Here is a 12,392-nt window from a genome sequence, read left to right as displayed (position 1 = left end):
TAACCAAAAGGGATTTGTAAAGAAATATAAATTCTCGATCCAAGTGAACACAGGCTGGCAAGTTGTGATAGTTTTGAGTAAGATCAATTCCGGTTGCACTCCTCATGACAGTTGACAGTTAACAGTTGACAGTTGACAGTTGACTCGCAGTCGTAAAACTGAATGCTTGAGTGTTAACTGTTGACTCGATTTTATTATTCCGATGCAACCGGAAACGATATAAGATAGCGATTGGTAGATGTCCATTTTTGGGTCTGCATCAAAATAGCTCAATTGATATTAATTAGATAAAACAAATGCAAGCATTACTTTTATTAATAGGATTTGGAGGCGGGGCATTAGTCTGCTGGCTAATTTTGAATAAGCGAAATTCACGCAATTTGGTGCGGATGCAGGGTTCGCAGGAGGCTATATCGAATTTGGCTGGTCAGTTGGATGCCAGAACTTCGGAATTGCGGCAAAAGGTGCAGAATGAAAATCAGCTAAATTCTGAATTATCTCAGTTGCAAAGTCGGTTGGAAACTGTGACGGGCGAGCAAGACTTGTTAAAAAATCAAGTGTCGGAAATGGAAGCATTTTTGGCAGGAATTGCCCAGGATCGATCGCAGATTGATTCTCTGATTGCTGATTTGCAGTTTCAGCTAGAAAATGCTCAACAAGCTGAGTCGCAGTTAGGAGAAGTGGCCGAACTTAAATATCAGTTAGAAGTTGCGGATCGGGAGCGATCGCAGCTTAACGCTCAATTGCTCGAAATGCAAGCACAGTTAGAGGCGGTTGATGCAGAACGTTCTCAATTTCACGCTTTGCTGTCGGAATTTGAGAGTCAGTTGGAAACGGCTACTCAAAGCAGATTGCAGGTACTGTACCAGTTGTCGGAAATTCAAATAAAGTTCGATCGCTCCATTGAAGAGCGGCAGCAACTTCAGTCTCAACTGTCGGGTTTGCAAGCTCAACTGCAATTAGTCGAAGCAGAGCGATCGCAATTTACTTCGGAATTGTCAGATATACAAGCTCAATTGGAGAGTGCAGAGCAAGAACGTGAAATACTCAACTCTCAATTGCAAACCGCTCGCCAACAAGCAAAGCAACCTCCCTTTGAATTATTAGAACTGCAAAGACAGTTAGAAGCAGCTAATCTGGAGAAAATGCAGTTAAACTTTCAACTTCATGAAGTACAACTTCAATCCGAAATGGTTGTTGTAGAGCGAGAAAGGCTGCTGTCTGAGTTGTCAGAATTGGAGTCTCAGATACATCGCAAGGAAGGAGATAGCTCGCAACTCCAGTCTCAGTTATCAGAACTGCAAGCTGAATTAGAAACTGCTAACACAGAACGATCGCACCTTTATTCTCAACTCTCCCAATTGCAAAGTCAAATCGAGACAGCCAACCAGAGCCAAACTCAACTTCAATCTCAAGTATCCGACTTAGAATCTCAGCTAGAGAGTGTGCGTCAAACTCGCTCAGAATTAGAAGTTCAGCTAGAAACTGCTAATACAGAACGATCGCAACTTTATTCTCAACTGTCGGAATTGCAAAGTCAAACCGAGACAGCCCACCAGAATCAAAATCAACTTCAATCTCACATCTCCGAGTTAGAGCAACAGTTAGAAAGTGTGCGTCAAAATCGCTCTGAATTGGAATCTCAACTCACTTCTCAAATTTCGGAATTGCAAAGTCAAGCCGAGACAGCAAACCAGAATCAAAATCAACTTCAATCTCAAATATCCGAGTTAGAGCAACAGTTAGAGAGTGTGCGTCAAAGTCGCTCTGAATTGGAATCTCAGCTCACTTTTAAAATCTCGGAATCCCAAAGTCAAATCGAGACGGCTAATCAGAATCAAACTCAACTTCTATCTCAAGTATCGGACTTAGAAAATCAGCTAAATAGCCTGCGTCAAACTCGCTCTGAATTAGAAGTTGAGCTAGAAACAGCTAACACCGAACGATCGCAACTTTATTCTCAACTCTCGGAAATTCAAAGTCAAGCCGAGACAGCCCACCAGAATCAAACTCAACTTCAATCTCAAGTATCCGACTTAGAACACCAGTTAGAGAGTGTGCGTCAAAGTCGCTCTGAATTGGAATCTGGACTCAATTCTCAAATCTCCCAATTGCAAAGTCAAACCGAGACAGCAAATCAGAATCAAAATCAACTTCAATCTCACATATCGGAGTTAGAAGCTCAGTTAGAAAGTGTGCGTCAAATTCGCTCTGAATTGGCATCTCAGCTCACTTCTGAAATCTCCCAATTGCAAAGTCAAATCGAGACAGCCAATCAGAATCAAAATCAACTTCAATCTCAAATCTCCGAGTTAGAACACCAGCTAGAAAGTGTGCGTCAAAGTCGCACTGAATTGGAATCTCAGCTAGAAACTGCTAACAGAGAACGATCGCACCTTTATTCTCAACTCTCGGAAACTCAAAGTCAAATCGAGACAGCAAACCAGAATCAAGCTCAACTTCTATCTCAAGTATGCGAGTTAGAACATCAGCTAGAGACAGTTTATCAAGAACGCTTGCAGCTAACATCGCAACTTTCCGAAGCGGGCGATCGACAATCTGAGCAGTTTGAGTCGAAGTCAGGGCAAATTAAAGCATCTACTTCACATACCAAAGTTGGGAAGAGTCAAGGATTTGTTGTTTCTCAGCAGGGTCAAGGCGATTATACTACTATTAGCGAAGCGCTGAAAAATGCAGCACCGGGCACTCACATTGAGGTGCATCCAGGCGTTTACCGCGAAAGTCTAATTCTCGACAAATCGGTAGAAATTATCGGCCGCGGAGAGGTCGATCGCATTGTGGTTGAAAGTATCAACTCAAACTGCATTAAAATGGCAACTGATACTGCTTTAGTGCGGGGTTTAACCCTGAGTGCTACTGGAAAATATTACGCTGTAGATATTCGCAAAGGCGAGTTAATCGTAGAAGACAGCGATATCACTTCTGCGGACTATTCTGTGGTGGGAATTTTCGGCCCTGATGCAAATTCTATCCTCCGCCGCAGTCAAATTCATGATGGGGTATGGAACGGAATTTTTATATCGGATAATGGGAAAGCAACGGTGGAAGATTGCAGTATTTTTGACAACGGCAGTTTGGGAATAGGTGTCGGATTGGGAGGAAAATTGATCGTGCGCCGGTGTCGGATTAATGGTAATGAAGGTGAGGCGATCGCCGTTTACAGAGATGGCATTGCTACCGTGGAAGATAGCGATTTAACGGGCAATGCTGGGGGTGCTTGGCGCATAGCAGATAACGGATACCTGCGCGGCAAAGACAATCAAGAATAGAAGAAGGAAGTTCGGCAACGGATTCTTTAACGGATGTAACGGATGTAACGGATGTCAGGAAGAAGGCAGAAGGAAGAGGGAAGTTCGGCAACGGATTCTGTAACGGATGTAACGGATGTCAGGAAGAAGGAAGAGGGGAGAGGGAAGAAGGAAGAGGGGAGAGGGAAGAAGGAAGAGGGAAGAGAATTCGCAATTAGCGATTCCCAATCCCCGATTCCCAATACCCAATTACCAATTACCAATTCTAAATGCCTAACAATCGAGCTGGATTTTCCTTCATCATTAAATCAATTTCCTGCGGGGAAATGCCTTCATCTATCAATTTTTTCACAAATAATTTGTAACCTTCCGCAGGCAAAGGATCGGGTTTTCTTCCTAAATCCGTGCTCATTACAAAATGCTCTGCTCCTATTAGTTTAATCGCTGCTGCCATTTTACTAATAGGAACTTGATGCCAGTTTTTGTGTCCGTCATCAGCGGCATTTTCTCCCATCAAATCGTTCACAAATGCTAGTTCTAGGGCGTCGGTTCAGTATCAGGAGTTGACAAAACAGACGGGAAATGATATGTGAATTGAGAAGCCTGTTAAATTCTCACAATCAGGAAGAAGGAAGAAACCTTATGCGTCCTCCCTTATGGCATCCTCCAGTTGAACTCTCAGACGCTGAAGCGTCGATCGTCAAACGCATTAAACGAGCCAAGTTATTCACGTTTCTTCGATTGAATCGTTCATTCATATTTAATGATGAGTTTCAAGAAGAACTTGCTACAATTTTTAAAGACAGCACAGTGGGTCAGAGCCCAATTCCTCCTGCACAAATTGCCTTGGCAATTATTCTGCAAGCCTACTTAGGCATTTCTGATGATGAAGTAATTGAAGAAATGCTCATGGATCAACGTTGGCAGTTAGTTCTTGATTGTCTCAATTGTGAAACTCCCCCTTTTAGCAAAGCCACTTTGGTGAGATTCAGAAAGGGCTTAATTAAAAAAGAACTAGACCAACGTTTAATTGACCGCACCGTAGAAATTGCCAAACAAAAAGGTGGATTTGGCTCATCTCAACTTAAAGTGGCTTTAGATTCATCCCCGTTATGGGGAGCCGGGAAAGTCGAAGATACATATAATCTATTGGGTCATGCTTTGCGTAAGGCGGTGAGTGTGATAGCTGCTGTGCAGGGGAGGGAGCCAGCAGAAATTGCCCATGAAGCAGGTGCACCCATCGTTAATAGTTCCAGCTTAAAAACGGCCTTAGATTTAAACTGGGATGATCCAGTAGAACGTCAAAATGCGCTCTTAATTCTCCTAAATAGCTTAAATTCCGTAGAAGAATGGATGCAAAGCCAGGCTAATTGTGATGACTTTGAAGCGGCTCAAGATTCTTTGTGTGTTGCCCGAGTCATTGAATCCCAAAATGTAACTTTAGACTCTCAAGGAGTTCCGACTCTCCGCCAAGGGGTCGCCAAAGATCGTCGCATTTCTATCGAAGACCCCGATATGCGGCATGGGCGTAAAAGCCGCTCTAAAAAAATAGATGGATATAAACGTCACGTCCTCAAAGATTTAGAGAGTGGTGTAGTTTGCGCGGTTGCGTTGACACGCGCCAATACTCCAGAATCCGCTGCTACAGTTGACCTAGAACGTGACTTAAAATTTCCAAATATTCACCTAGCCGAGTTACATATTGACCGGGCTTATTTATCCAGTCATTGGGTGACACAACGGGATGATAAATTACAGATATTTTGCAAGGCGTGGCCGGTCAGAAATTCTGGACGGTTTGATAAAAATTCTTTTTTTCTTGACTGGGATACGCATTTAATTCGCTGTCCCAATCAGGTAAGTATCCCATTTGAACCGGGGAAAACTGTTCATTTTCCTCAGAATGAATGTGCAATTTGTCCTCTGAGGTCTGGTTGCACGAATAGTAAAAGAGGACGGACTGTATCAATTCATCCTGATGAAGCCTTAATGCAAGAGTTGCGAGCACGTCAATCCACTGCTATTGGTCGCCAAGACTTGAGAAAACGTACTACAGTTGAACACTCTCTGGCTCATATTGGCCATTGGCAGGGGAACCGTGCTCGCTATATTGGACTGCGGAAAAATCTCTTCGATCTACGGCGAGTCGCTGTTGTTCATAATCTTCATGTCATTGCTCGAATGGATAGGGTTCGGCCAATTAAACGGGGCATAGAGTCGAACTCATGCACTGGCTAATTTCATAAAGTCCTTTTTTTGTCAACTCCTAATACTGAACCGACGCCCTAGAAAAGCTCCCATCTGGGCCGCTTTTTGCATATTTTCTAGGGACAAACCGGGTACATCTGCCATTGCGTGAGTAATCAGGATGTTCTTAATATTGAGCAGGTTGGCTGCACCGACAACCGCCATCACTTCTTCTGATGAAATATGACCGGTTTCCAATACCAAATTCTCTTTGGCTACAATCTTCAACACCGCTGCTGTTTCCGGTAAAACCTTGCCATTTTCCGCAACTTTAATCCCCATTCTCGGCTTGTGAAAAACCTGCAAATGATGCTCAGCATCAACCGTTGGTAGCCACACTACTTTACCGTATTTGCCACCGATGCGGTGCATTGCGTCAACAGCTTCGGGATTAATGCCACCTACCGAATGATTGAGAACAATTCCTCCGAAAACTTCGATTTCTGCTACTATTTTATTAACCAAAACTGCCCGCCCTGCTGTGCTGGCATAATGATTTTTCAATACAACAGCTTTCATCTTCGCCCCAGCAGCTAATTTCGCTACTTCAAAATCATCCAACCTGCGGGGAATCACATCAGGAGAAGAATGAATGTGAAAGTCGATCGCACCTTCAATAATACTCTGTGGCAAATTGATTATCGGCGGATCTCCGACAGCATAAACTGGCAGACAAAACCAATAGCAAACCATCCAAACTAACGTTAAAAAAAAAGCTTGCATTCATCCCCTGGAAGCTTCTCCCCTCTGCGTTCTCTGCGCCCTCTGCGGTTCATCCCCTCTTAATCCTCTCAAATAAAAGATTGAATCGCATTTGCCAAAGCTTCTGCATTCTCTTCGTGCATACCCAAAGAACCAGGAATAACTCGCGATTCAACACCCGGTAATTCCGTTAATGCTTCCATTTCAGCCTTGGATTTGGGCGGCGCATTTTCAGCAATTACAACCATCACCGGCACTGCTAATTGTTGAAAATTATCTGTAAATTCCGATCGCACTTTTGCCGTATCTAAACCACCAGTCACAAAGGCAGCGGAACCGTATCGAGCACCTGGTTTTTGCGTCACTTGCCATTTGCTTTGGATGAAATCTGGCGTGACTTTAGCTGCATCGACATAGACGTGGCGGCGGTACATGAGGCTGAGGAATGACGGCGCAGTGTTGAGTTTGTATAGGAATTGTCCCAGTAAGGGCGATCGTACTAATTCTCTCACGATTCCGTGCCAGCCACTTTGCTGTTTGCTCATCGTCGGCAAAGGCCCGCGCCAAGTCGGTGCAGCTAAGACAATCTTTGACCATACATTGGGCTTGGATTGCGCTAACTGCATCGCATAACCCGCCGCGTGACCTGCCGCAACTACAGCCACAGGACTATTAAAATTTGCCTCAACAAAATCCTTGAGAAATTGATGGTATAATTGCGGTTGATAGTCGGTTCGCGGCCGATCCGATTCGCCAAAACCCGGCCAATCTAAGCTCACAACTTGAAAGTTAGAAGCTAACAATTCTGCTAAAGGACGCATTTCTTCTCGCGTCGAAACCGTACTGAAAGCCGGCAGCAGCAATACAGGATTTCCCTGTCCTCTGGTTTCGTAAATAACTTTTATTTGCGTTTCTTGCCAATTCCAGAGATATTCTTGGACTGCGACGGGATAGTTGCCAGAATGTGATTTTGTTAAATTGGTAGTTTGAGTCATGGCTGTTTATTCTTTTAATTTTCTTCGGCTTGCTTGCTCAATTCACAAGCAAGCGCCTTATTTTTCATCATTTGAAAGATGTTGTAAAATCCGTTAGCGCGGGAAGGTGTCAGACTCACATTCAATCCCGTGTCTTGAATAAAATCTGGGGTAATGGTGACAATTTCAGCAGGCGTTAATCCGCTCAAACCTTCCACCAACAAGCCAACTAATCCTTTGACTAACTGAGCGTCTGAATCGCCTTGATACAAAACTTTTCCCTCTGCCAAATTTGCAGTAACATAAACTTGCGACACGCAGCCAGAAACTTTGTTTTCCGGCAGTTTGTCGCTTTCGGGAAATGCTGGGAGTCTTTTGGCATACCACAGCAGTTGTTCGTAGCGCTGTTTGGGATCGGAATGTCGCTGAAAGCGCTGAACGATTTTAGCTAGGGCTGCGGGTAGCGCGGTGTTTGCGGACATGATTCACTCGTCGCGGTTTACTTCGTTAATATTATACATTTAATTTTGGCGGCGGGTGCGATCGCCTGCTCATCTGCTCCCACTGAAGCCGTCTTCAGGTGAATGGGTTATTGTTATTGTAGTTAACGAGTTCGAGAGTTATAAACAGAGGAAATATGGTATTTAGTGCTGTTAATCAAGATTGTGGTGTAATGTAGTGACTCTGCAAAGAATCTGGCTAAAATATCGAGTTTTTCAGGCAGTTGTATTCTTGGGGTTGGGTTTGCTATTAACTATTGCCCTTTCGCTTTCTTTTGGTGCGGTACCCATGACTGCCGCTCAATTGTGGCAAGCATTTCTGCACCTAGGTGATGCTGTCAATCAGACTATTTTCTGGGAATTGCGTTTGCCCAGAGTTGCCGCGGCGCTGACGGTTGGTGCGGCTTTAGGAATGTCAGGGGCTTTGCTGCAAGGTTTGCTCCGCAACGGTTTAGCCGATCCTTTTGTATTAGGAATTTCGGCGGGTGCGGGGTTGGTTGCGATTACCATGCTGGCTTTGGGAATATTTCAAACTTGGCTGCCTTTGGCGGCTTGGATAGGTGCTATTTTAACTTCGATCGATTTTATCACCCAATCAAAGCAGTTGTGCTGGAGATTTGCTGGGTAAGTTTAACGTGAAAAATGTCGCAGCCCAATTGCAAGGAGATAGCCCCGTGCGAGGCTACGTGACGCTTTCAGCGGAAAAGGTTTTAGAGGCTAATCCCGAAGTTATCATTGTAGTCGATCGCGGAGAAGGAATTTTAGACCAATTTAAATCCGATTCATTTTGGAATCAACTAACAGCCACAAAAAATAATCGAGTTTACGTTTTTGACTACTACGGATTGGTCAACCCAGGTAGTATCGAAAAAATTGAGCAAGCAACTGCTCAACTTAAACAAATTTAAGCTAAAAAGTAGAGACCCGATTTATAGAGATAAAAAATCTCTATAAATGATGGAACAAATTGACTATAATTTCTCTAAAAGTGAGAAAGCTAAAGGTACTCAAAAGCGCACAATTGTCAGCAACAGGCTCTCCGGCCTGTTCCACAAAAGATAAATTTTCTTGTGGAACAGGCCGGAAAGCCGGTTCATAAAAGGTTAATTCACAATCGATCTGATATCTTGCACAATTGTCAGCAACAGGCTCTCCGGCCTGTTCCAGAAAAGATAAGTTTTCTTGTGGAACAGGCCGGAGAGCCTGTTCATAAAAGGTTTATTGAGAATGATGCAAGATATGAGATCGATCGGCCTCAAGTCAGATCCAGAGGCGGCAAACCGCGCAACTGCCGCAGCGAGTTGATACACGCCTGGCAGTCGCAGCCAAACAGCGCCACCGCCTCATCGCTTTCTGCTTCCGAAAAATCCAGCATCGCCACCCGTTCTTCACCCGGGCGCTGCCAAGTAATTCTCGGCTTAGAAGCCACAGCAGCAGACTTGCCAGGAAGCCGCACGCAAGTCAGACGCTGAGTGTGGGGCGATCGCACGCATTGGGGCGAATCAGCCGATTGGCTTGGTGTTTCGCCAATTAGAGCGGGATTTGCGATCGCGCTAAAAGACATCACAGATCCAAACAGCGTCGGACTTACCAATAAAGTGAGGAGCAATCGATTCATTTGTCGTCCTTAAGAACTTCAACGTACACAGTAGCCGATTATCTGTTGCAATTCAACAAGGTTTTCGTCCCATATCAGTACGATTTGCCGTTATTAAGGCTTAAAAGCCCAATATTTGTCGCCCAAACCTTCAACAATTATCCGCGTATTAGCAACCAGCATTTTCTGATAAGTACCCTCTTTGCTCCCCAGTTTAAGATTTGTTGCAATTTTAGTAAATTTAGCTTGCCAGTGATAACAAATTCATCCAAGGCGGGTAAACTGATTTCAGCAAGGGTTACTCGAAGCAGCGAACAAGTTTACCTCAGAAACCAGGTGGGGAGTGATGAGTACAGTTTTAGTGGTGGAAGATTCCCGCAGCCAGCGGGAGTGCATTTCACATCAGTTGAGATGCAGCGGATTGAATGTAATTCAGGCATCTGACGGTGTGGAAGCGCTGGATAAAATTGAGAAAAATTGCCCTGATTTAGTATTATTAGATGTCATAATGCCCCGTCTGGACGGCTACGGGGTTTGTCGTTTAATTAAAGCTAATCCCGAAACTCGGAACATACCGGTGGTATTTTTAACAGGCAAGGGACAGCAGTTAGCTTTATTTGCGAGGTTCCAGCGCGATCGCGCCGAGGCTTATGTTAGCAAACCTTGGCAGCCGAGGGAACTTTTAGCAACGATCAAAAAAGTTTTGCTCAATGCCAATATTAAGTTCGATCCAGCTTCAGCCGACGCTTGGACAGAATACGGAATTTTAAATTTAAGTACAGTCGAACTGTATCAAAGCCATGCCGATGCTTGGACAAAATACAGTTCGCAAATTATTAAATTGTACGATTCCAGCTTAGCAGCTTTCGAGCAAGCTTTGGCAATTGAACCGAGTCACTCGAATGCAAACAAGTATCGCAACCGAGTCCAGACAATCCGAACAATTTTGATGAAAAAATTAGAGCAAACTAAACCTTGCAAAGTCTGCGATTATTATTACGGTAAGGATGGCATCAATTGTGCGGTGCATCCTGCTGGCCGCCCTCAAGAACTGTGTCGCGATTGGGAATTTAATTAAACAAAAATGAAAACAAATAACCGCGCTAACTTGGAAAAGTTGCTGCAAGAAAGAAACGAGCATCCCGAAAGAATGGCGGAAATTGATGCAAAAATTAATGAATCTTTTCGCAAAAATTACGCCATTTTAGTAATGGATATGTCGGGATTCTCGCGCACGACAGTCCGCTACGGAATTATTCATTTTTTGGCAATGATTCACCGGATGCACGGAATTGTCAAACCGATAATTTCAGAATACGGCGGCACTGTAGTTAAGGAGGAAGCCGACAATATTTTTGCAGTTTTTGCCGATGTAAAATCAGCGGTGGAAGCTGCGATCGACTCTTTGAAACAAACGGCGGCTGTCAACACGACACTGCCGCCGGAGATGGATATTTACCTCTGCATTGGTATTGGCTGTGGCGATGTTTTGATGCTGGAAGGAGAGGATATGTACGGATCGGAATTTAATCTGGCATCCAAGCTGGGAGAGGATTTGGCGGAACGCGGAGAGATTTTGCTTACCTCAGCAGCCTTTGAAAAGTTGGAAGGTGACAAGCAAAATTGGGAAAAAGTGGAACTTTCGGTTTCAGGTTTGGAATTGGTGGCGTACAAGCGGCTGTAATCGGGTTAATTTCTGTGGTCTTCTCGTTCTTGGCCCTGCTGGAAAAGGAGAACATGACTTTGGCCAGCCTTCGCTATAAACCCGGTTTATTCGCAGAGTTTCGGCTACTCCGCTATTTGCGTACCAACCGGGTTGATGAGACTATATTCCTAGAGAATATCGAATTTAAATAAAATTTAAAATCAGATGATTGAGGAACACAAAACTTGGCAATCTATTAATTTATCCGCTATTGGACAGCGGCTGGCTTGGCTGCAGCAACAGCCAGACAAAGTTATTTTTTGCAAAGAGTCGGGTGTTCACTATGTTGCAGTCACAAAAGAGCGATCGCACATTAAGCTATCTTTAGTAGAAAAAATAAATCAGCAAACAGATTTACTGCAATCTGTTTTCGATTTCAACAATCCTTTACATCTAGTGTCTGAATATACTCAGGCGATGATGTTAGGTTTAGTGTGGCAAAACCAACCTCAAAGAATCTACATAGCTGGATTTGGCGGCGGCAGAATTCCGTTAGTTTTGCACCACTATTTGCCGGAAACTGTTATAGAATGTGCGGATGTCGATCCGATCGCGATCGAAGCAGCTACACAGTGTTTTGGGGTAAAATTGGACGATCGGCTAACTGTAACAATTCAAGACGGCAGAGAGTATTTAGAGCAGCAAAAATCAGATACTCAGTACGATATCATCATGATCGACGTAGCTTTTGGCAACGGCTACTTTCCCCACCGCCTATCCACCAAAGAATTTTATCAACTCTGCGAAAAACACTTGTCAACAGCAGGAGTTGTGCTGGTAAATCTGCTGCAAAGAGATGAGTTTTATGCGGAAAAAATCAAGACTTTTCAAAGCGTGTTCTCTCAGGTGTGCGTGTGTCCGTGGAAGGACATTAACAGCGTTTTGATTGGTAGCAACAGCGCTATTTTAGAGAAAGACGAGATTGTTGCTAGGGCAAAATATTTGCAAGATGGCTATCAATTTTCATTTCCCTTAACAGAGAGAGCACAGGAAGTAAAATTAGGTAGAGAATTGGCGGAAGCTATACCTAATTTAGACCAAGCTCAAATTTTGCATGACGATTCGCCTCCCGCTGGTTATTTTGATTGCTGGTTATTCTGATATTTATAATAACTCCCGGTTTACTCTTTGTGGAACAGGCCGGAAAGCCTGTTGCTGATACGAATATAAGAGATATAACCATCGCCCGATTAATTGTAGGGAAACCGCACGGCGTCGTCTCCTGACTGTAGGTAATATCAAATCCGATGCCACCGGATTTGATATAGGAATGAGAATTAAATAACTTCCACAAGTTTGTGGGATGGGCGTCCCGCCCGTCCTTTTTGGACGGGCGGGGCGCCCATCCCACAATAACAATTAAAATTGTAAGTTATTTAATTCGCGATCCATAACTGC

The 12,392-nt window shown here is 44.0% G+C and carries 12 protein-coding genes; 7 read left to right on the top strand and 5 right to left on the bottom strand.

Annotated elements, in window-relative coordinates; translation table 11 throughout:
* Nucleotides 1–296 precede the first annotated feature (296 nt).
* Entirely contained in the window at nucleotides 297–3,290 is a 2,994-nt protein-coding gene (locus tag QT992_RS20910) for a right-handed parallel beta-helix repeat-containing protein (RefSeq protein ID WP_333336578.1), read from the top strand.
* A 244-nt stretch (nucleotides 3,291–3,534) separates the two neighbouring features.
* Here the strand turns inward: QT992_RS20910 and QT992_RS20905 are convergent, their stop codons facing one another.
* On the bottom strand, nucleotides 3,535–3,795 hold the full coding sequence (locus QT992_RS20905) for a hypothetical protein (protein WP_333336576.1): 261 nt from the start codon (nucleotides 3,793–3,795) through the stop codon (nucleotides 3,535–3,537).
* A gap of 116 nt (nucleotides 3,796–3,911) precedes the next feature.
* Between QT992_RS20905 and QT992_RS20900 the strand changes: the two genes are divergently transcribed.
* A complete protein-coding gene (locus QT992_RS20900; RefSeq protein ID WP_333377646.1) occupies nucleotides 3,912–5,507 on the top strand; it encodes an IS1182 family transposase in 1,596 nt (531 codons plus the stop codon).
* 21 nt (nucleotides 5,508–5,528) lie between these two features.
* Here the strand turns inward: QT992_RS20900 and QT992_RS20895 are convergent, their stop codons facing one another.
* The 3 genes from QT992_RS20895 to QT992_RS20885 form a co-directional block, all read right to left on the bottom strand.
* On the bottom strand, nucleotides 5,529–6,239 hold the full coding sequence (locus QT992_RS20895) for a DUF6282 family protein (protein WP_333342921.1): 711 nt from the start codon (nucleotides 6,237–6,239) through the stop codon (nucleotides 5,529–5,531).
* Nucleotides 6,240–6,307: 68 nt separating this feature from the next.
* Nucleotides 6,308–7,213 (bottom strand): alpha/beta hydrolase, encoded by a 906-nt coding sequence (locus QT992_RS20890; RefSeq protein WP_333342922.1) that lies wholly within the window; start codon nucleotides 7,211–7,213, stop codon nucleotides 6,308–6,310.
* Nucleotides 7,214–7,227: 14 nt separating this feature from the next.
* On the bottom strand, nucleotides 7,228–7,674 hold the full coding sequence (locus QT992_RS20885; RefSeq protein ID WP_333319587.1) for a SufE family protein: 447 nt from the start codon (nucleotides 7,672–7,674) through the stop codon (nucleotides 7,228–7,230).
* Between the two features lie 196 nt (nucleotides 7,675–7,870).
* Between QT992_RS20885 and QT992_RS20880 the strand changes: the two genes are divergently transcribed.
* On the top strand, nucleotides 7,871–8,320 hold the full coding sequence (locus QT992_RS20880; protein ID WP_333377643.1) for an iron chelate uptake ABC transporter family permease subunit: 450 nt from the start codon (nucleotides 7,871–7,873) through the stop codon (nucleotides 8,318–8,320).
* Nucleotides 8,310–8,600: an ABC transporter substrate-binding protein gene (locus QT992_RS20875; protein ID WP_333377640.1), complete on the top strand. Its 291-nt coding sequence runs from the start codon at nucleotides 8,310–8,312 to the stop codon at nucleotides 8,598–8,600. The genes QT992_RS20880 and QT992_RS20875 overlap by 11 nt, the downstream gene beginning before the upstream one ends.
* Nucleotides 8,601–8,947: 347 nt before the next feature.
* Here the strand turns inward: QT992_RS20875 and QT992_RS20870 are convergent, their stop codons facing one another.
* On the bottom strand, nucleotides 8,948–9,310 hold the full coding sequence (locus QT992_RS20870) for a hypothetical protein (RefSeq protein WP_333319581.1): 363 nt from the start codon (nucleotides 9,308–9,310) through the stop codon (nucleotides 8,948–8,950).
* A 325-nt stretch (nucleotides 9,311–9,635) separates the two neighbouring features.
* Between QT992_RS20870 and QT992_RS20865 the strand changes: the two genes are divergently transcribed.
* From QT992_RS20865 to QT992_RS20855, 3 genes are all read left to right on the top strand, one after another.
* Complete coding sequence (locus QT992_RS20865) at nucleotides 9,636–10,367, top strand: response regulator (RefSeq protein WP_333319580.1); 732 nt, start codon at nucleotides 9,636–9,638, stop codon at nucleotides 10,365–10,367.
* 6 nt (nucleotides 10,368–10,373) lie between these two features.
* Complete coding sequence (locus QT992_RS20860) at nucleotides 10,374–10,973, top strand: adenylate/guanylate cyclase domain-containing protein (protein ID WP_333319578.1); 600 nt, start codon at nucleotides 10,374–10,376, stop codon at nucleotides 10,971–10,973.
* A gap of 186 nt (nucleotides 10,974–11,159) precedes the next feature.
* Nucleotides 11,160–12,095: a fused MFS/spermidine synthase gene (locus QT992_RS20855; protein WP_333377636.1), complete on the top strand. Its 936-nt coding sequence runs from the start codon at nucleotides 11,160–11,162 to the stop codon at nucleotides 12,093–12,095.
* Nucleotides 12,096–12,392: the final 297 nt, after the last annotated feature.

The organism is Microcoleus sp. T3_D1 (genome assembly GCF_036700405.1).
Taxonomy (GTDB): domain Bacteria; phylum Cyanobacteriota; class Cyanobacteriia; order Cyanobacteriales; family Microcoleaceae; genus Microcoleus.
This window is presented reverse-complemented; position numbering and strand designations above follow the sequence as displayed.